Origin of the sequence: Streptomyces sp. 11x1, from assembly GCF_032598905.1 — a bacterium.
GTDB lineage: Bacteria > Actinomycetota > Actinomycetes > Streptomycetales > Streptomycetaceae > Streptomyces.
The window spans coordinates 5,357,089-5,377,458 of sequence record NZ_CP122458.1 but is presented as its reverse complement, the minus strand read 5'-3'; the positions used below and the strand labels follow the sequence as shown (position 1 = coordinate 5,377,458).

The 20,370-nt window shown below is 70.1% G+C and carries 14 protein-coding genes and 1 riboswitch; of the genes, 8 read left to right on the top strand and 6 right to left on the bottom strand.

Annotated elements, in window-relative coordinates:
* Positions 1 to 88 precede the first annotated feature (88 nt).
* The 5 genes from P8T65_RS23530 to P8T65_RS23510 all read left to right on the top strand — a co-directional run bounded on the left by P8T65_RS23530 (position 89) and on the right by P8T65_RS23510 (position 5,470).
* The gene (locus tag P8T65_RS23530) at positions 89 to 1,855 is read left to right on the top strand and encodes an SDR family oxidoreductase (protein ID WP_316727235.1); all 1,767 of its coding nucleotides are present in this window, start codon (positions 89 to 91) and stop codon (positions 1,853 to 1,855) included.
* Positions 1,852 to 2,808 (top strand): MerR family transcriptional regulator, encoded by a 957-nt coding sequence (locus P8T65_RS23525; RefSeq protein WP_316727234.1) that lies wholly within the window; start codon positions 1,852 to 1,854, stop codon positions 2,806 to 2,808. The genes P8T65_RS23530 and P8T65_RS23525 overlap by 4 nt, the downstream gene beginning before the upstream one ends.
* Positions 2,809 to 2,949: 141 nt before the next feature.
* Positions 2,950 to 3,498: an RNA 2'-phosphotransferase gene (locus tag P8T65_RS23520; RefSeq protein WP_316727233.1), complete on the top strand. Its 549-nt coding sequence runs from the start codon at positions 2,950 to 2,952 to the stop codon at positions 3,496 to 3,498.
* Between the two features lie 36 nt (positions 3,499 to 3,534).
* A complete protein-coding gene (locus P8T65_RS23515) occupies positions 3,535 to 4,437 on the top strand; it encodes an LLM class flavin-dependent oxidoreductase (RefSeq protein WP_316727231.1) in 903 nt (300 codons plus the stop codon).
* Positions 4,438 to 4,600: 163 nt separating this feature from the next.
* Positions 4,601 to 5,470: an HAD family hydrolase gene (locus tag P8T65_RS23510; protein WP_316727230.1), complete on the top strand. Its 870-nt coding sequence runs from the start codon at positions 4,601 to 4,603 to the stop codon at positions 5,468 to 5,470.
* Between the two features lie 23 nt (positions 5,471 to 5,493).
* Here P8T65_RS23510 and P8T65_RS23505 read toward each other — a convergent pair whose 3' ends face one another.
* The 5 genes from P8T65_RS23505 to hisC form a co-directional block, all read right to left on the bottom strand.
* Entirely contained in the window at positions 5,494 to 6,567 is a 1,074-nt protein-coding gene (locus P8T65_RS23505; RefSeq protein ID WP_316727229.1) for a M23 family metallopeptidase, read from the bottom strand.
* A gap of 274 nt (positions 6,568 to 6,841) precedes the next feature.
* Positions 6,842 to 10,339 carry a thiol reductant ABC exporter subunit CydD gene (gene cydD, locus P8T65_RS23500; RefSeq protein WP_399099859.1) on the bottom strand — a complete coding sequence of 1,166 codons (3,498 nt, stop codon included), beginning with the start codon at positions 10,337 to 10,339 and terminating at the stop codon, positions 6,842 to 6,844.
* Between the two features lie 108 nt (positions 10,340 to 10,447).
* Entirely contained in the window at positions 10,448 to 11,452 is a 1,005-nt protein-coding gene (gene cydB / locus P8T65_RS23495; protein ID WP_316727228.1) for a cytochrome d ubiquinol oxidase subunit II, read from the bottom strand.
* A gap of 27 nt (positions 11,453 to 11,479) precedes the next feature.
* Positions 11,480 to 12,988, bottom strand: coding sequence for a cytochrome ubiquinol oxidase subunit I (locus tag P8T65_RS23490; protein ID WP_316727227.1), 1,509 nt, complete (start codon positions 12,986 to 12,988; stop codon positions 11,480 to 11,482).
* Between the two features lie 216 nt (positions 12,989 to 13,204).
* A complete protein-coding gene (gene hisC / locus P8T65_RS23485) occupies positions 13,205 to 14,284 on the bottom strand; it encodes a histidinol-phosphate transaminase (RefSeq protein WP_316727226.1) in 1,080 nt (359 codons plus the stop codon).
* A 424-nt stretch (positions 14,285 to 14,708) separates the two neighbouring features.
* Between hisC and P8T65_RS23480 the strand changes: the two genes are divergently transcribed.
* The 3 genes from P8T65_RS23480 (at position 14,709) to P8T65_RS23470 (ending at position 18,174) form a co-directional block, all read left to right on the top strand.
* Positions 14,709 to 15,821: a LacI family DNA-binding transcriptional regulator gene (locus P8T65_RS23480; protein WP_184906427.1), complete on the top strand. Its 1,113-nt coding sequence runs from the start codon at positions 14,709 to 14,711 to the stop codon at positions 15,819 to 15,821.
* A 214-nt stretch (positions 15,822 to 16,035) separates the two neighbouring features.
* The gene (locus P8T65_RS23475; RefSeq protein ID WP_316727225.1) at positions 16,036 to 17,115 is read left to right on the top strand and encodes a metallophosphoesterase; all 1,080 of its coding nucleotides are present in this window, start codon (positions 16,036 to 16,038) and stop codon (positions 17,113 to 17,115) included.
* 183 nt (positions 17,116 to 17,298) lie between these two features.
* Positions 17,299 to 18,174 (top strand): hypothetical protein, encoded by an 876-nt coding sequence (locus tag P8T65_RS23470; protein WP_316727224.1) that lies wholly within the window; start codon positions 17,299 to 17,301, stop codon positions 18,172 to 18,174.
* 201 nt (positions 18,175 to 18,375) lie between these two features.
* Here the strand turns inward: P8T65_RS23470 and thiC are convergent, their stop codons facing one another.
* Positions 18,376 to 20,202: a phosphomethylpyrimidine synthase ThiC gene (thiC, locus tag P8T65_RS23465; RefSeq protein ID WP_316727223.1), complete on the bottom strand. Its 1,827-nt coding sequence runs from the start codon at positions 20,200 to 20,202 to the stop codon at positions 18,376 to 18,378.
* Positions 20,195 to 20,351: riboswitch (TPP riboswitch) on the bottom strand. Its footprint overlaps the gene before it by 8 nt.
* Positions 20,352 to 20,370: the final 19 nt, after the last annotated feature.

The window sequence follows — 20,370 nt, the reverse complement described above, 5'->3', positions numbered from 1 at the left end:
GCTGGCACAGTCGTTGATGTCACGGCGCGAGCACGGACCGTAGTCGACGAAGGCGGGCGGGGTGGTGGCCTCGGCCGGAGAGGGAGACATGGCGGATGCGGGGACGCTCGAAGACGCGCGGGAGCGCAGGGTGCGTGCGGACGGGGTCGAGCTGAGCGTCGCCGAACTGGGCGACCCCGAGCGCCCGACCATTCTGTTCGTGCACGGCTATCCCGACTCCAAGGAGGTCTGGTCCGAGGTCGCCGTACGGCTCGCGGAGCGCTTCCACGTGGTGCTCTACGACGTGCGCGGCCACGGCGGCTCCACGGCGCCGAAGCCGCTGCGGGGCGGATTCACGCTGGAGAAGCTGACGGACGACTTCCTGGCCGTCGCGGACGCCGTCAGCCCGGACCGCCCCGTGCACCTGGTGGGACACGACTGGGGATCGGTCCAGGGCTGGGAGTTCGCGACGGTCGAGCGCACCGAGGGGCGCGTCGCGTCCTTCACCTCGATGTCCGGCCCCTCCCTCGACCACATGGGGCACTGGATCAAACGGCGGGTGCGACGCCCGACCCCGTCCCGGATCGGCCAGCTGCTGGGCCAGGGAGCCCGGTCCTGGTACATCTACGTACTGCACACCCCCGTACTGCCCGAGCTCGCCTGGCGCGGCCCTCTCGGCAAGTGGTGGCCCGGCATGGTCCGTAGAGCCGAGAAGCTGCCCCCGGGCGACTACCCGAGCGCGTCGTTGCCCACCGACGCCGCGCACGGGGCCTGGCTGTACCGGGACAACATGCGCGCCCGTCTGTCCCGCCCCCGGGACGACGCGTACGCCCATGTGCCCGTGCAGCTCATCACGCCCCAGGGCGACCAGTTCCTCTCCGAACGGCTCTACGACGACCTGGAGTCATGGGTTCCGCGCCTCACCCGCCGCACCCTGCCGGCCAAGCACTGGATCCCACGCACCCGGCCCGATCAACTGGTCGGCTGGATAGCCGACTTCGTCACGGCGACCGAGGGCGGGCGCGAGGCCCCGACGGCCACCGGAAAGCACACGGACCGATTCGGCGGGCAGTTGGTGCTGGTCACCGGCGCGGCCGACGGCATCGGCCGGGCCACGGCCCTCGCGTTCGCCGAGTCGGGGGCACGCGTCGTCGCCGTCGACGTGAACGCCGAAGGGGCGGCCCGCACCGCCGAGTCGTCCCGGCTGCGCGGCGCCCCCGAAGCCTGGGCGGAGGCGGTCGACGTCTCGGACGAGCAGGCCATGGCGAAGCTCGCCGAGAAGGTCGCCACCGAGTACGGCGTGGTCGACGTGCTGGTGAACAACGCGGGGATCGGGCTGTCCGGGTCCTTCCTGGACACCTCTGTCGAGGACTGGCGCAAGGTCCTCGACGTCAACCTCTGGGGCGTGATCCACGGCTGCCGGCTCTTCGGCAGGCAGATGGCCGAGCGCGGCCAGGGAGGCCACATCGTCAACATCGCCTCGGCCGCCGCGTATCTGCCCTCCCGCTCGCTGCCCGCGTACAGCACCTCCAAGGCGGCGGTCCTGATGCTCAGCGAGTGCCTGCGCGCGGAACTGGCCGGGCGGGACATCGGGGTGTCGGCGATCTGTCCCGGCATCGTCAACACCTCCATCACGTCGACCGCGCGCTTCGCCGGTGTCGACGCCGCGGAGGAGAAGCGCCGGCAGCGGAGGGCCGCGAAGCTCTACGGGCTGCGGAACTACCCGCCGGAGAAGGTCGCGGAAGCCGTCCTGCGCGCCGTCGTCCGCGACCAGGCGGTCGTCCCCGTCACCCCGGAGGCCCGCGGCGGACGCTTCATGTCCCGGTTCACCCCCCGGGCGCTGCGCGCGCTCGCCCGTATGGAGCCGCCACTGTGAGCCGTCGGGTCGAGCGGGACGAGCGGGACGACGCACCGGCGGGCGCCGTGTACCGCATCGACGACCTGGCGCACCACAGCGGCGTCACGGTCCGCACGATCCGCGCCTACCAGGACCGCGGACTCCTCCCGAGCCCCGAGCGGCGCGGCCGCGCCAACGTGTACTCCGACGCGCACCTGACCAGGCTGCGCCAGATCGCCGACCTCCTCGACCGCGGCTACACCCTCGCCTCCATCAAGGAGCTCCTGGAGGCGTGGGACACGGGCCGCGGTCTCGGCGGGGTCCTCGGCCTGGCCGCGGAGGTCGAGGGGCCGTGGACCGACGAGAGGGCCGTACGGATCTCGCGGACCGAGTTGATCGAACGGTTCGGCGGCCCTCCCGACGAGACGGCGGTGGCGGACGCCGTCGACCTGGGTGTACTGGTGCCGGTTCCGGACGACGAGGACCTGTTCCTCGTGCCGAGCCCCCAAGAGCTGTCCGTGGCCGCCGAGTTGCACGCGGCCGGCGTGCCGCTGTCCGCGATCGCCGGTCATCTACGGGAGTTGAGGGGTCAGGTCGAGCACATCGCCACGCGTTTCCTGGAGTTCACCACCGAGCATGTGTTCGCCCTCTCGCTCGGGCAGCACCGGCCACCGACCGAGGCCGACGCGGTCGAGGCGGCCGCGCTGGTGCGGCGGCTGAGGCCGCTCGCGCGGCAGACGGTGGACGCCGAACTCGCGCGCGCGATGCGGCTGTTCGCCACCCGCCGACTGCGCCGACATCTCGGCTCCGACGCGCGGGCCGAACCCGCGGAGGAGTCGCGTTCCGTGCTCATCGCAGCGTCCACGATACGAGCGGTGGAGAAGCTGGTTGGTCCGGAGCAGGTGTCCGCCTTCGTCACAGCCGCCGCCGAACGCGAGGTGCAGTCGCGCGCTTTGGATGCTCTTGCCGCAAATACGGAAGAAATCGGATAAATTGATCAATAACCCTGAATCCGGCAGGCCGTTGTCCACAGAATCTTCAATTCCCCTGTGGATAACTACATTTGGCTGTGGATCAAACATCCGCGGCAAAATCAAGTGCGTGACGCAGGTCTCGCCGGGCACGCTGGCGAGATGAACGAACGACGTACCGTGAGAGTGTCGAAGTACCTCTCGAAGCACCTGAGACACCAGCCGGAGCGGATCGGGCTCACGCTCGACGAGGGCGGCTGGGTCGGGATCGACACCCTCATGGCGGCGGCCGCCGCCCACGGCTTCCCCTTCACCAGGGCCGAGCTCGACCATGTGGTCGAGGTCAACGACAAGCGACGCTTCGCGGTCGACGGCGACCGGATCCGCGCCAACCAGGGCCACACCGTCGAGGTCGACCTGGGCCTGTCCCCGGCCACCCCGCCCGCACACCTCTACCACGGGACCGTCGCGGCCTATCTCGGCGCGATCCGCGCCGAGGGACTGCGCGCCATGAACCGGCACGACGTGCACCTCTCACCCGACCGCGAGACCGCCACCCGTGTCGGCGCCCGCCGGGGGCGCCCCGTCGTGCTGTCGGTGGACGCGGGCGCCATGCACCGCGACGGCCACGTCTTCCGTGTCAGCGACAACGGGGTGTGGTTGACCGAGACGGTTCCGCCCCGGTACCTGCGGTTTCCCGAGTCGCACTGAGCGCAACCACACCACGGGGGCCTTTACGCTCGGGGTATGAGTCTGCGTCTGAGCACCGTGATCCTGCCGTACCTACGCTGGCACGAGGGCAGCCGTGACATGTGGCAGCGGGCTGAGCAGCTCGGGTTCCACACCGCGTTCACGTACGACCACCTGTCCTGGCGTACCTTCCGGGACCGGCCGTGGTTCGGCGCCGTGCCCACCCTGACCGCGGCGGCCGCCGTCACCGACCGCATCCGCCTCGGCACGCTCGTGACCTCGCCGAACTTCCGGCATCCGGTCACCCTCGCCAAGGAACTCATCTCCCTCGACGACATCTCCGGCGGCCGGATCACCCTGGGCGTCGGCGCGGGCGGAACCGGCTTCGACGCCACCGCGCTCGGCCAGGAACCGTGGACGCCGCGAGAGCGCGCCGAACGTCTCGCCGAGTTCGTCCCCCTGCTCGACCGCCTGCTCACCGAGGACTCGGTCTCGTACGAGGGCGACTACTACTCCGCGCACGAGGCCCGCAACATCCCCGGCTGCGTCCAGCGGCCCCGGCTGCCCTTCGCGGTGGCCGCCACCGGGCCGCGCGGAATGCGGCTGGCCGCCCGGTACGGGCAGGCCTGGGTCACCACCGGCGACCCGAAGCTGTTCGAGACGGGCACGCCCGGACAGTCGGTTCAGGCCATTCGTGGGCAGGTCGAGAAGCTGGCCGACACGGCCGCCGCGGTCGGCCGCGACGCGTCCCGCCTCGACAAGATCCTCCTCACCGGCTTCACCCCGGACCGAGGCCGCCCCCTGGAGTCGCTCGACGCCTTCGTGGACTTCGCGGGCCGCCACGCCGAGCTGGGCTTCACCGACCTCGTGATCCACTGGCCGATCCCGGACTCGGACTTCGCCGCCGACGAGAAGGTCTTCGAGCGAATCGCCATGGAGGCCCCGGCCCAGCTGGCGTGACCACCGCCCCGAAGCCGTCGCGTACGAGCCGCGTACCGCGGCTCGTACGCCCGCGAGAACGGCGTCGGTAACAGGTCGGGCAGCGGGACGGCCACGGCCCTTGATCACTCACTTGTGCGGGTACCCGCACGGCCGTGCGCGCATATGCGCGACAATGGGGTCCGTGACCTCAGCGACGAGACAGCCCGAGCCCCCGGCCCCGACCGTCCCGCTCCGGCTGATAGCCACGGACCTCGACGGCACCCTGCTCCGCGACGACAAGTCGGTCTCCCCCCGCACCGTCGCCGCCCTCGCGGCCGCCGAGGAGGCGGGCGTCGAGGTCTTCTTCGTCACCGGGCGCCCGGCCCGCTGGATGGACGTCGTCAGCGAGCACGTCCACGGCCACGGCCTGGCGATCTGCGGAAACGGCGCCGCCGTGGTCGACCTGCACGGCGGCCCCGGTACCCACAGCTTCGTCAAGGTCCGTGGGCTGGCGCGCGAGAACGCGCTCGACGCCGTACGGCTGTTGCGCGAGGCCGCGCCGGGCACGGTGTACGCGGTCGAGCAGACGTACGGCTTCAACCAGGAGCCCGAGTACCCGAAGCTCCACATGGAGATCCCCGACACCCTGGCGCCCGCCGAGAAACTGCTGGCCCCGGGTGGTGTGGCCGATCACGAGCCGGTGCTGAAGATCCTCGCCTACCACCCGTCGATCGACCCCGACGACTTCCTCGCCACCGCGCGCTTCGCCGTCGGCGACCGCGCCACCATCACCCGCTCCAGCCCCAGTGCCCTGCTGGAGATCAGCGGTCCGGGCGTCTCCAAGGCCAGCACCCTCGCCCTGTGCTGCGCCGAGCGCGGTATCTCCCACGAGGAGGTCGTCGCCTTCGGGGACATGCCGAACGATGTCGAGATGCTCACCTGGGCCGGCCAGTCGTACGCCATGGGCAACGCGCACCCGGACGTCCTCGCGGCGGCCTCCGGCCGGACCGTGGCCAACAACGAGGACGGGGTGGCGGTCGTGATCGAGCGACTGCTGGCGGAGCGTCTGTAGACCAGACCCGGCGCAGCGCCCATCTACAACGTCACCCCGCGCTTGCGCAGCCACGGCACGGGGTCCACCCCCGAGCCCAGCTCCGGGGTGACCCGTACCTCGAAGTGCAGGTGGGGTCCCGTGGAGTTGCCGGTGGTGCCCGACTGACCGATCCACTGGCCCGGGCCCACACGGTCCCCCTGATCGACGGTGACGGCGGCGAGGTGTGCGTACTGCGTGAAGTAGCCGCCCGCGTGCTCGACGACGATCTCGATGCCGAAGGCACCCCCGCACGACACCTTCACCACGCGGCCCGCACCGACCGCCCGTACCGGCGTGCCGATCGGCACCGCGAAATCCTGCCCGGTGTGCCGACTGGCCCAGCGCTCACCACCGCTGCCGTAGCCCGCGGAGAGTTCGTACGTGGCCACCGGAGCCACCCACCTGCTCGACCGCTTGCCGTCCGGTTGCTCCAGGCGGACGGCTCCCCGGCAGGCACCGGCCGCGACCGCCTCGTCGGCCTGGCCCTGAAGCGTCCACTGCGCCTCTTCGAGCTTCTGCTCGATCGTCTTCTTGATCCCGGAGAGCCCGGTCCTCCACTCCTCCAGCGCTCGCCACGCCTTGGTCGCCTCGGCCTCGTCCGCGGCCAGCCGCGTCTCCGCGCGACGGCTCCTGGCCACGGCGTTGTTGACGGCCAGATCGGCCTGCCAGACCGCCCGCTGACCTCGCATCAGCTCTTCGGTGTCCTTCGCGAACAACATCTGCGCGGTGTACGGCACCCCGCCGCCCTCGCGGTACTGGGCGCGCGCGATCCGGCCGAGATCGGCGTTGAGCACCGCGATCTGCTTCCGCTCCCGGGTGAGCAGCTTCTCCAGTCGCTCCGTCCGCGCCTTCTGTGCCTCCGCCGCCTGCCGACCCGCCTCGTACCGCTGGGTGGCCACCGCCGCTTCCTCGAACAGCCTCGCCACCCGGGCGCTGATGCCCTCCTCCGCGGACGCTCCCGAGGCCCCGCCGGCCCCTCTGCGATCGCTGTCGGCCGCCGTCGGCCGGACCGCGACGGTGGCCGAGGCGCACAGCACCACGGCGACGAGCAGCGAGTGTCGGCGAGAGAAGCGCATAGCAGCGATCGTGGACCTGCCCCGCGCCACAGTCCTGTTCGAGTCGTACGGCCGGGGGACACTCTGACCCGTACGGGCCAAGCGAATGAGCCGAACAGGGGCCGGACCGCGGGGCGTTCGGCGCGGCCCCTTGCAACCGGGGCAGTCCCGTGCGGAAGGCGGGCCTGATCAGCAGGTCATCAGGACCGGTGGGGCGGCGGCACGACCGGCGACACCGGCCCTGTGGCCAAGGATCAGCCGACAGGGACCGGCGGCCAGGGCACCCGCGAGGCGCTCAGACCGCGGCCAGCAGCTCCCCGGCCGCTTCCCGTTCCACCATCTCCCGCAAGGGGCCTTCCGCCAGGGCCAGTTCCGCGTAGGTCCCGCGCTGCGCGACGCGCCCCTCCGCCAGTACGACGACTTCGTCCACCGCGTCGAGGCCGACCAGCCGATGGGTGATCAGCAGGGTCGTACGGCCCTCGGTCGCGGCCAGCAGATCCGCGGTGAGCGCGTCGGCCGTCGGCAGGTCCAGGTGCTCCGCCGGCTCGTCGAGAACGAGGACCGGGAAATCGGCCAGCAGCGCGCGGGCGAGCGCGAGCCGCTGACGCTGGCCGCCAGACAGCCGCGCCCCGTGCTCGCCGATCAAGGTGTCGAGCCCGTCCGGCAGTTCGTCCGCCCAGTCGAGCAGCCGTGCCCGCGCGAGCGCGTCCCGCAACTCCGCCTCACCGGCGTCCTTACGGGCGAGCAGCAGGTTCTCCCGCACCGAACTGTCGAAGAGGTGCGCGTCCTGGGCGCACAGCCCCACGAGCCGCCGCACGACGTCCCCGTCGAGCGTGCTCGCGTCCACGCCGCCCAGCGTGTAGGTCCCCTCGCGCGCGTCCAGGAACCGCAACAGCACCTGCGCGAGCGTCGTCTTGCCCGCCCCCGAGACGCCGACCACGGCGATCCTGCGGCCCTCCTCGAGGGTGAGGTCCAGCGCGGTGAGCGCGTTCCGGTCCTGCCCGGCGTACCGCGCGCCGAGCCCTTCGAGCCGCAGCGGGAACGGCGACACCGGCGCCTCGGCCGACTCCTCCGGTTCGCGGACGGGTTCGGGGGTGTCCAGCATCTCGTACACGCGCTCCGCGCTCCTGCGCACCCGCTGGCGGAACTGGACGGCGAGCGGCATTCCCAGCACCGCCTCGAACGCGGCCAGCGGGGTGAGCACGACGACGGCCATGGCCACACCGCTCAGCCGTCCGTCGACGACCGCCTGGGCGCCGAAGAGCGCGGTGGCGGCGACGGTGAGTCCGGAGACGAGCGCGGTGAGCCCGTCGCCGAGCGCGGTGGCCGTGGCGGCCCGGGAGGCGATCCCGGTGAGCGCCCGGTCGGCCCGGCGTGCCTCCGCCGTACGCGCGGGCAGGGCGCCCGCGACCGCCAACTCGGCGGTGCCGGTGAGCAGATCGGCCACACGCGTGGCCAGCACCCCACGGGCCGGCGCCAGCCGGTACTCCGCCCGCCGCGCCACGGCCCCGGTCACGACCGGGACCCCGGCACCGGCCGCGAGCAGACCGACGGCCAGCGCGGCTCCCGCCTCGGGCAGCAGCCAGGCGGTGAACCCGACGGAGGCGGCGGAGACCGTGACCGCCGCCCCTGCGGGCAGCAGCCAGCGCACCCAGTAGTCCTGCAGCGCGTCGACGTCGGCGACCAGCCGTGAGAGCAGGTCGCCCCGGCGGATCGTGCGCAGTCCTGCGGGTGCCAGTCGTTCGAGCCGCCGGTAGACGGCCACCCGTGTGTCGGCCAGCATCCGCAGCACGGCGTCGTGCGACACCAGCCGCTCGGTGTACCGGAACACGGCCCGCCCGATCCCGAACGCCCTCGTCGCCGTCACCGCGACCATCAGATACAGCACCGGGGGTTGCTGCGAGGCCCGCGAGATCAGCCATCCGGAGGTCGCCATCAGCCCGACCGCGCTGCCCAGCGCGAGGCTGCCGAGCAGCAGCGCGAGGGTGAGCCGGCCCCGTCGCGGTCCGGCCATCCGGCGGACCCGGCTCAGCACGCCTCCGCGCCGCTCCAGCGGCAGGTCTTCCCCGGGCGTCGGCTCCGGTGCCTCCTCATGTTCCGACCGAGGGGAGGCGGCGAGCACCCGGTCCCGCTCGGCGGCCGGCGCCGCCCCGCGCCCGGTGGCCTCCTCCAGCCGCACCACCCGGTCCGCCACCCCCAGCAGGGCCGGACGGTGAACCACCAACAGCACGGTCCGGCCCACGGCCAGCCGCCGTACCGCCTCCACGATCTCCGCCTCGGTCTCCCCGTCCAACGAGGCCGTCGGCTCGTCGAGTAGCAGCACGGGGCGGTCGGCGAGGAACGCCCGGGCGAGAGCGAGGCGTTGTCGCTGTCCGGCGGAGAGTCCGACGCCGTCCTCACCGAGGACCGTGTCGGCCCCGGCGGGCAGGGCGTCCACGAAATCGAGCGCTCCCGCGTCGGCGAGCGCCCGCCGTATCGCCTCCTCGTCCGCGTCCGCACGGGCCAGCCGTACGTTCTCCGCGATCGACCCGGCGTACAGATGCGGCCGCTGCGGCACCCAGGCCACCTGCGATCGCCACGCGTCCAGGTCGAGCGAGGCGAGGTCGGCTCCCCCGACCCTCACCCCGCCGGAGGTGGCTGCCGTGAACCCCAACAGGACGCTCAGCAGGGTCGACTTGCCTACGCCACTCGGCCCGACGAGGGCCACCGTCTCACCGGGGGCCACGGTGAACGAGACGTCGGAGACGGCGTCGTACGACCGGCCGGGGTAACGGACGGTCACCCCGTCGAAGCGGAGTTCACTCACGGGCGGCACTGTTCCGGTCCCGGACGCCGGCACCGGGGTCTCCAGGATCTCGAAGATCTCCTCGGCGGCCGCGAGCCCCTCGGCGGCCGCATGGAACTGGGCGCCCACCTGCCGGACGGGCAGATACGCCTCGGGAGCCAGGACGAGGATGACCAGACCGATGTACAGGTCCATCTCGCCGTGCACGAGCCGCATGCCGATGGTGACCGCGACCAGGGCCACCGAGATCGTCGCGAGCAGCTCCAGCGCGAAGGACGACAGGAAGGCGATCCGCAGCGTCCGCATGGTCGCCCGGCGGTACTCACCGGTGATCCGCTTGATCGACTCGGCCTGGGCCTTGGCCCGGCCGAACACCTTCAGCGTCGGCAGCCCGGCCACGACATCCAGGAAGTGCCCCGACAGCTGTGACAGCAGCCGCCACTGACGGTCCATCTGCGAGCGGGTGGCCCAGCCGATGAGCACCATGAAGACGGGGATCAGCGGCAAGGTCCCGACGATGATCGCCGCCGACACCCAGTCCTCGGTGACGATCCGCGCGAGGACCGCGACGGGCACGACGACCGCGAGGCCCAACTGCGGCAGATAGCGCGAGAAGTAGTCGTCCAGCGCGTCGACCCCACGGGTGGCGAGGGCAACCAGTGAGCCGGTGCGCTGTCCGCTCAGCCAGCCGGGCCCCAGTGCGGTCGCCCGTTCCAGCAGCCGCCCCCGCAGCTCCGACTTCACCGCCGCACTCGCACGGTGAGCGGCCAGTTCGGTCAGCCAGGAGACCAGGGCCCGGCCGAGCGCGACCGCGACCAGGAGCAGCAGGGGGGTGCGGAGTGCGGAGACCGGCATCCCGTACTGGAAGGCCCCGACCACCACCTCGGCGATGAGCATGGCCTGCGCGATGACGAGCGCGGCTCCCGCAACACCCAGTCCGACGACGACCACCAGGAAGAAGCGAGTGGCACGCGCGTACCGCAGCAGTCGTGGGTCGATCGGTTTCACGTGAAACACCCTCTTCTCAGCAGGCATGTTTCACGTGAAACATGCCTCTTCGGCCTGGCGAGACGTGTTTCACGTGAAACATCGTCAAACACACCCCCTCACCGAGACTCAGTGCACCGACTCGGCGATGTGCTGCGTACCGATCCGCTTGCGGAACACCCAGTAGGTCCACCCCTGATAGAGCATGACCACCGGTGTGGCGATGGCCGCGCACCAGGTCATGATCTTCAGGGTGTACGGGCTGGACGAGGCGTTGGTGACGGTGAGGCTCCAGTCCTCGTTCAGCGAGGACGGCATGACGTTCGGGAAGAGCGTCAGGAAGAGCATCGCGACGGCGGCCACGATGGTGACCCCCGACAGGGCGAACGCCCAGCCCTCGCGCCCCGCCCGAACCGCCGCCAGCGCCACCACCAGTGCGGTCACGGCCACGACCGCAGCGACCAGTGAAGCGCCGTCGCCCTTCTCGATCTGAGTCCAGAGCATGAAGAGCAGCGCCACTCCGGCCGTCACGGCACCCACCCGCAGGGCCAGCGTGCGCGCCCGCTCACGGATGTCCCCGACGGTCTTGAGGCCGACGAACACCGTTCCGTGGAAGGTGAACAGGGCCAGCGTGACCAGTCCGCCCAGCAGGGCGTACGGGTTGAGCAGGTCGGTGAGGCCGCCTACATACTCGAAGTCGCGGTCGATCTTCACCCCGCGCACGATGTTGGCGAAGGCCACGCCCCACAGGAAGGCGGGGAGCAGCGAGGTCCAGAAGATCGCTGTCTCCCAGTTGCGCTGCCACTTCTCCTCCGGCCGCTTCACCCGGTACTCGAACGCCACACCGCGGACGATCAGGCAGACCAGGATGAGCAGCAGCGGCAGATAGAAGCCGGAGAAGAGGGTGGCGTACCACTCGGGAAAGGCGGCGAAGGTCGCGCCGCCCGCCGAGAGCAGCCAGACCTCGTTGCCGTCCCAGACGGGCCCGATGGTGTTGATGAGGACCCGCTTCTCCGGACGGTTCCGGGCCAGCAGTTTGGTGAGGACGCCGACCCCGAAGTCGAATCCCTCCAGGAAGAAGTAGCCGATCCACAGGACGGCGATGAGGACGAACCAGACGTCGTGAAGTTCCATGACTGTGCTCCCTTGGCCCGGTGCGGCCTAGTACGAGAAGGCCATCGGCTTGTCGGCGTCACGGGAGTCGCCGCCGATCTTCGTGGGCGGGTTGAGGTCGGCCTCCGTCAGCTCGGGCGGCCCCGCCTTGACGTACTTCACGAGCAGCTTGACCTCGACGACGGCGAGGATCGCGTACAGCGTGGTGAAGACGATCATCGAGGTGATGATCTCGCCCTGGGAGACACCGGGGGAGACCGCGTCCTCGGTGCGCAGCACGCCGTAGACGACCCAGGGCTGACGGCCCATCTCGGTGAAGATCCAGCCCCAGGAGCTGGCGATCAGCGGGAAGCCCAGGGTGAGGACCGCGATGCGCCAGTACCACTTGGTGAGCGTCGGACCGAGGGCCTTCTTCGGCAGCAGTACGAGATGCGGCACCTCGTCGTCGCCGACCCGCAGGTGCTGCGGCAGCAGGAACTTCCGCCGGGTGAGCCAGAGGCCGACCGCGCCGATCGCGACGGACGCCATGCCGAAGCCGATCATCCAGCGGAAGCCCCAGTAGGCGACGGGGATGTTGGGCCGATAGTCACCGGGCCCGAACTTCTCCTGCTCGGACTTGTTGACGTCGTTGATGCCGGGGACGTACGAGTCGAAGTCGTCATTGGCGAGAAAGGACAGCAGGCCGGGGATCTCGATGGCCACCTTGTTGTGGCCCTCGTCGACGTCTCCGTAGGCGAAGACGGAGAACGGCGCGGGCGCCTCGCCGTCCCACAGGGCCTCGGCGGCCGCCATCTTCATCGGCTGCTGCTTGAACATGACCTTGCCGAGGAGGTCGCCGCTGATCGCGGTGAGCATGCCGGCGATCATCACGGTGACCAGACCGAGGCGCAGCGAGGTCTTCATCATCGGGATGTGCTTCTTGCGGGCCAGATGGAAGGCGGCGATGCCGACCATGAAGGCTCCGCCGGCGAGGAAGGCCGCCGCGAGGGTGTGGAAGACCTGGGTCAGCGCGGTGTTCTGGGTCAGGACGAGCCAGAAGTCGGTGAGCTCGGCCCGGCCCTTCGCCTCGTTGATCCGATAGCCGACCGGGTGCTGCATCCAGGAGTTGGCCGCGAGGATGAAGTACGCCGACAGGATCGTGCCTATGGAGACCATCCAGATGCAGGCCAGATGGATCTTCTGCGGGAGCTTGTCCCAGCCGAAGATCCACAGGCCGATGAAGGTGGACTCGAAGAAGAAGGCGATCAGCGCCTCGAAGGCGAGCGGAGCCCCGAAGACATCACCGACGAAGCGGGAGTAGTCGGACCAGTTCATGCCGAACTGGAACTCCTGGACGATGCCGGTGACGACACCCATCGCGATGTTGATCAGGAAGAGCTTGCCCCAGAACTTGGTGGCCTGGAGGTACTTCTCCTTCCCTGAGCGCACCCAGGCGGTCTGCAGGCCCGCGGTCAGAGCGGCGAGCGAGATCGTCAGGGGAACGAAGAGGAAGTGGTAGACGGTCGTGATGCCGAACTGCCATCGCGCCAGAGTCTCCGGCGCCAGAGCGAGGTCCACGTCTTCTCCTTACATGCCGTGGCACTGCGGCAGCCTGTCCAGATGACACGCACATCTCAGGACAACCAGGACGCGCTTGTGAACGCGTTCACATTCACAAGCAATTATGACATGGCTGTTCGAGGCCGGACCGCGGGGTCCCCAAAAACAAGAGGCCCGGGGAAAAATCCCCGAACCCCCTGGTCAATGGCCGTCCAGGGCCATCAGGAGCCCTGCCTAGAGCTCCTTGCGGAAGGTCTCCGTCACCTTGAGGAAGATGTCGTTGGCCTCGGTCTCACCGATCGTCACGCGCACGCCCTCGCCCGGGAACGGCCGCACGACGACGCCGGCCTGCTCGCAGGCACCGGCGAACTCGACGGTGCGCTCCCCCAGCCGCAGCCATACGAAGTTCGCCTGCGTCTCCGGCACCGTCCACCCCTGGCCGCGCAACGCCTCGACGACCCGGTTCCGCTCGCAGACCAGCGAACCGACGCGGCCGAGCAGCTCGTCCTCGGCGCGCAGTGAGGCGACCGCGGCGTCCTGTGCGAGTTGGCTCACACCGAACGGCACGGCCGTCTTCCGCAGCGCGGCCGCCACCGGCTCGTGAGCGATCGCGAATCCCACCCGGAGCCCCGCGAGCCCGTACGCCTTCGAGAAGGTACGCAGCACACAGACGTTCGGCCGCTCACGGTAGAACTCGACGCCGTCCGGCACCTCGACATCCCGCACAAACTCGCGGTACGCCTCGTCCAGCACCACCAGCACATCACCGGGCACCCGGTCGAGGAACCGCTCCAGCTCGGCACGGCGGACCGCCGTGCCCGTCGGATTGTTCGGGTTGCAGACGAAAATCAGCCGGGTCCGGTCGGTGATCGCGTCCGCCATCGCGTCCAGGTCGTGCACATCGCCCGGCGTCAGGGGCACCTGCACGGACGTGGCCCCGCTGATCTGGGCGATGATCGGATACGCCTCGAACGACCGCCAGGCGTAGATCACCTCGTCGCCCGGCCCCGAGGTCGCCTGCACCAGCTGCTGGGCCACACCGACCGAGCCGGTGCCCGTGGCGAGATCCGTGACCGGCACCCCGAAGCGGTTCGCGAGCTCACTCATGAGCCCCGTGCACGCCATGTCCGGGTACCGGTTGAAGGACGCGGCCGACCCCGTCACGCTCTCCAGCACGCCGGGCAGCGGCGGATACGGGTTCTCGTTGGAGGACAGCTTGTACGCCACCGGGCCGCCCGCCGCGGCCGGCTTGCCGGGCTTGTAGGTGGGAATCCCCTCTAGCTCGGCTCGCAGCTTGGGGCTTGTCTCGCTCACCGCAGTCCTCCTCGTCGACTCAATGCTTCTCACCTTATGAGGATTCAGCGCCCCTGCGAATGGCCTGTGGACAACCGCGTCCGTACCGGCATCCACACCGTGTCCACGCCTCCGCCGTCACACCAGCCCCAGGGGCATCAGCGCACGAAGGTGTACGAATCAGGGGGCGCGTCGCTCGTGGACGCGCGCGCCGGTGGCTCACGCCGTAGCGCGCATCACCCGTCCAGGTGAGTTGAGACCTCTTCGAGACATCAGCTACTTGGCAGGCCCATGCGCGTCGACAAGTCACGTCCTGACATACGAGCCCTCAACTCCCTTGCAATGCAAGGGAATTACCCCTTTCTGACCTTGCAGAAACGTGCCTGTCAACGAGTGCATATGCGTCCGCACTACCCCACCGCATGAGCCCTACTATCGGCTCGCCATGACAGCAGCAGGGAAGCACCAGGTGAGCCGCGCGGAAACTCCCCGCCGAGGCAGCCGGTCTGGCCGGGCGGGCATCCGGGACGTGGCCGCCGCCGCCGGAGTCTCCATCACGACCGTTTCCGACGCCCTCAACGGCAAGGGCCGGCTCCCGGACGCCACCCGACGCCATGTACGCGAGGTCGCCGACCGACTTGGCTACCGCCCCTCGGCGGCCGCCCGAACTCTCAGAACCGGCAAGTCGGGCCTCATCGGCCTGACTGTGACCACATACGGGGATGAACCTTTCACCTTCACCGAGTTCGCGTACTTCGCGGAAATGGCGCGGGCAGCCACCTCGGCCGCGCTGGCCCGGGGCTACGCCCTGGTGATCCTCCCCGCGACCTCGCGGCACGACGTGTGGTCGAATGTCGCCCTGGACGGCACCGTGGTCATCGACCCCTCCGACCACGACCCGGTCGTCAGCGAACTGGTCCGCCAGGGATTACCGGTGGTCTCCGACGGCCGGCCGGCCGGCTCGCTGCCGGTCACCGCGTGGGTCGACAACGACCACGAGGCAGCCGTCCTCGGCATCCTCGACCACCTGGCCGACGCGGGCGCCCGCCGGATCGGACTCCTCACCGGCACCTCGACGGACACGTACACCCATCTCTCCACCACCGCGTACCTGCGCTGGTGCGAGCGCGTGGGCCAGGATCCCGTCTACGAGTCCTATCCGGCACACGATCCGTGCGCCGGGGCCGTCGCGGCCGACCGGCTGCTGGCCCGCCCGGACCGCCCGGACGCGGTCTACGGCCTCTTCGACCCGAACGGCACCGATCTGCTCGCCGCGGCCCGGCGTTACGGCCTGCGCGTCCCCGACGACCTGCTGCTCGTCTGCTGCAGCGAGTCCGCCGTGTACGCGTCCACCGAGCCACCGATCACCACGCTCTCACTGAAGCCGCGCCGGATCGGCACGGCCGTGGTCCAGCTCCTCATCGACGCGATCGAGGGGGTCGAATCGGACCAACCGGTCGAGCAGGTGATACCGACGGAACTGATCGTGCGGACCTCGTCCGAGCGGCGTCCACCACGCACGACGGTCAGCCCGCCACGATCACCTGAAGCGGGTTGACGTCCCACTTGAGGATGCGAACGGGAATTGGGCGGGGAGAGCCCCGCCCAATTCGGGAGAAAACCGCGGTGAACTGTGGCCCTGCGCCATTTCACCACCCCTGGGTCATCACACAGCGCGATCCGCATTCCTATGATGGGCGCACACACCGCGGACCGTCGCGACCAGGCAGTCCGATGCGGTGCAGATGCGGGCGATGGTGGTGGAGGGGTCGATGACGCAGGGGGCCGGTCAGGGACCCGAGGTGCGGACGCCGACGGTGCGCGATTTCCGCGTGCCCGCGTACGTCCACGAGGCCGGTCCGTACGGACACTCCGCGGACCCCGGCGAAGCCACCGGGCCCGCCGAGGATCCCGAGGGTTACCCCGAGGGATACACCCCGACCCAGCGAGACCTTCCGGTGATCAACCGGGGCGACACTCTCCAGGTCGTGATCGACCCGGAGGCCGCGGCGGCCGAGCCGTCCTCCGCCCGGCCGAGCCCGCTCTTCGTCGTCGGGGACGTCCACGGCTACCTGGACGAGCTCCTCGCCGCGCTCCGCGAAAAGGGCCTCGTCGACGCCGCGGGCAACTGGTCGGCGGGCGCCGCCCGCCTCTGGTTCCTGGGCGACTTCACCGATCGGGGCCCGGACGGCATCGGCGTCATCGACCTCGTGATGCGTCTGTCCGCCGAGGCCGCCGCGGCCGGCGGTTACTGCAAGGCACTCATGGGCAACCACGAGCTGCTGCTGCTGGGCGCCAAGCGGTTCGGCGACACCCCCGTCAACTCCGGCGCGGGCACGGCCACCTTCCAGGCCGCCTGGCTCCTCAACGGCGGCCAGAAGACCGACATGGACCGCCTCCAGGACCATCACCTCCAGTGGATGGCCCGTCTGGACGCCATGGAGGAGGTCGACGGCCACCTCCTGGTGCACTCCGACACCACCGCCTACCGCGACTACGGCGACTCCATCGAGGCGGTCAACGACACCATCCGCGAGACGATCACGCGCAACGACGCGGACGAGGTCTGGGACCTCTTCCGCAAGTTCACCCGCCGCTTCGCCTTCCGGGACGAGGGCGGCGCCGACGCCGTGCGCTCGCTGCTCGAAACGTATGGCGGCACCCGCATCGTCCATGGTCACAGCCCGATTCCCTACCTCCTGGGAGAGGTCGGCTCGGAGGACGGCGAGGACGGCACCGGTCCCTCGGTCGACGGACCGTACACCTATGCGGACGGTCTGGCCGTCGCCATGGACGGCGGGGTGACCATGGCCGGAAAACTGCTGGTCCAGGAACTTCCCCTGCCTACCTGAGTCGTCAACGGGCAGGCGTTTCCCGTCGGAAGACTTCGCTGGCCAGGGGCCAATTTCTTCAAACCCCCTGTCACCGCCTGCCGTCACCGCTCTACCATCGGCTTATCCGTAGCAGGCTCCCCTCCGTTTCTGCCCGACGGCTCGTCAGCATGCCGAGCCACAAGCCCTACGGAGCATCGGGGGATGCAGATGAACAGCGTTCCGCAGCACCTGCTCAGTGAGGACCGCCAGGAATACGAGCGGATCCTCGGCGAGGCGCTGCGCTCCGCACCACACCGCCCGGAATTCGCCGCCGGCCTCCAGCGGCTCAACACCGAACAGCTGCGCACGATGGCCCTCAACGCCTCGGCGATCATCACGGCCGCCGCGGCGACCGAATACCAGTACTACGTCAAGGTCCGCGACGAGTTCCGCAGCCCTCCGTCGGCCACCACGCCCGCATCCGAGGGGACAGCGTCCGGCTCCAGCGAGCCGGACGGCTCCACGGTGAGCCTCGCCGCCACCGTGGGCGAGGTCACGGAGGCGGTGGGGGCGGGCGCCGGTGCCGTCGCCGCGGTACTCGCTCCGGTGCTCGCCGGAACCGCGGCGGTGCTCTTCCTGCTCGTGGGGTACGTCATGAAGGCGCTCGACCCCGAGCGGGCGATCGCCGAGACCCTCCTCACCACGGGCTGGGTCTTCGGTGCGGTCACCGCGGCGGCGATCCTGGTGGCCGCGGTCGGCCTCCTGCTCACCGCCCTGCGCAACAACGCCACCGCGCTCCTCGACGTCGGAGCGCGCAGCGAGCTGAACGAGGAGCTGACCCGGGCCAGGGAAGCCTGGCGCGAGGCTCTCCTGGAGCGCGGCATCCTGCCGTTCCTCCGCGACGCCCTCGCGAACCCGGGTCCGGCGCTGCTGCTGGAGCCGGACCGTCCGGCCCCACCCAGCCGTATGCCGCACCTCGGCTACAACCGTCCCAGCTTCAGCAGCCCGGACAGCGGCAGCTCCGGCTCCCGGCCCAGCTACAGCAGTCCGGACTTCTCCAGCCCGGACTTCGGCGGCCCGGAGCACCAGCCCGACTGACAACCGGCCCGTCCACCGCCCGCCCCGCGGCAGCGGGCTCTCCCGGCAACGGCCGGAAGAGCACCGCTCGTCGCCCGGGGAACGCGGTCCACGCGAAGGCTCGTGGCTCCGCGCCCGGACAGCGGGAGCCACGCACGAACCCCCGCCCCTCGGGCGAACGTGAACGCTCCCGCCACCGTGCCTCGATCCTCGTATCGCCCCTCAGTCCGCCATCGGCAGATAGACCCGGTTCCCCGCCTCGGCGAACTCCCTGGACTTCTGGGCCATACCCGCCTCGATCTCGGCCCGGGAACCACCGTGCTCACGACGAATGTCCTGGGAGATCTTCATCGAGCAGAACTTCGGACCGCACATGGAGCAGAAGTGCGCCGTCTTGGCCGGCTCCGCCGGGAGGGTCTCGTCGTGGAACTCGCGTGCCGTGTCGGGATCGAGGGCCAGGTTGAACTGGTCCTCCCAGCGGAACTCGAAGCGGGCGTCCGACAACGCGTCGTCCCACTCCTGTGCGCCCGGGTGCCCCTTGGCAAGGTCCGCCGCGTGGGCCGCGATCTTGTAGGTGATGACGCCGGTCTTCACGTCGTCGCGATTGGGCAGTCCCAAGTGCTCCTTGGGCGTGACGTAGCAGAGCATCGCCGTGCCCCACCACGCGATCATCGCGGCGCCTATGCCCGAGGTGATGTGGTCGTACGCCGGTGCGACGTCCGTCGTCAGCGGGCCGAGCGTATAGAACGGAGCCTCATCGCAGATCTCCTGCTGCAGGTCGATGTTCTCCTTGATCTTGTGCATCGGGACATGTCCCGGGCCCTCGATCATGGTCTGTACGTGAAAACGCTTCGCGATCCGGTTGAGTTCCCCGAGGGTGCGCAACTCCGCGAACTGGGCCTCGTCGTTGGCGTCGGCGATGGAGCCGGGCCGCAGGCCGTCACCGAGGGAGTAGGTGACGTCATAGGCGGCGAGGATCTCGCACAGTTCCTCGAAGTTCTCGTAGAGGAACGACTCCTTGTGGTGGGCGAGGCACCAGGCCGCCATGATCGAGCCGCCGCGCGAGACGATGCCGGTCTTGCGGTTCGCGGTGAGCGGCACATACGCGAGGCGCACACCCGCGTGGACCGTCATGTAGTCCACGCCCTGTTCGGCCTGCTCGATGACGGTGTCCTTGTAGATCTCCCAGGTGAGCTCCTCGGCCTTGCCGTCGACCTTCTCCAGCGCCTGGTACAGCGGCACCGTGCCGATGGGGACGGGGGAGTTGCGCAGCACCCACTCGCGGGTGGTGTGGATGTTCCGGCCGGTGGACAGGTCCATGACCGTGTCGGCACCCCAGCGGGTCGCCCAAGTCATCTTCTCGACCTCCTCCTCGATGGAGGAGGTGACCGCGGAGTTGCCGATGTTGGCGTTGACCTTCACCAGGAACCGCTTCCCGATGATCATCGGCTCGATCTCGGGGTGATTGACGTTCGCGGGCAGTACGGCCCGGCCGGCGGCGATCTCCTCGCGGACGACCTCCGGCGAGACGTTCTCCCGAACGGCCACGTACTCCATCTCGGGTGTGATCTCCCCGCGTCGTGCGTAGGCGAGTTGGGTCACGGCCTGGCCGTCGCGGCTCCGGCGCGGCTGGCGCGGCCGCCCCGGGAACACCGCGTCGAGGTTGCGCAGCCCGCCACGCGGCGAGGTGTGCTTGATCCCGTCGTCCTCGGGGCGGACGGGACGGCCCGCGTACTCCTCGGTGTCTCCCCTGGCGATGATCCAGTTCTCGCGCAGGGGGAGCAGCCCCCGCCTGACGTCGGTCTCCGCGGTCGGATCGGTATACGGACCGGAGGTGTCGTACAAGGTGACGGACTGTCCATTGGTGAGATGCACCTGGCGGACCGGCACGCGCAGATCGGGGCGTGAGCCCTCGATGTACGCCTTGTGCCAGCCGATGGACTTCCCGGCCTCCAGGGGCTGTTCACCCTGGCTGTTCTCGCCCTGGGGTGCGGCGGATGCCCCGTCCGTCTGGCTGGAGGCAGGCGTGCGTGTGTCCTCGATGGTCATGAGACCTACTCCCTACGCCGGCATTACCCGGTAACAGGTTCAGCGGTCGACGCAGCAATTTCCGCCCGACGATGTTCCACGTGAAACATCGCGTCTGCGGAGGTCAGCGCCCTCTCAGCCCGGTGCTCCGAGCTCCCGCGTGTGCAAAGGTGCCTCCACGCTAGCGGC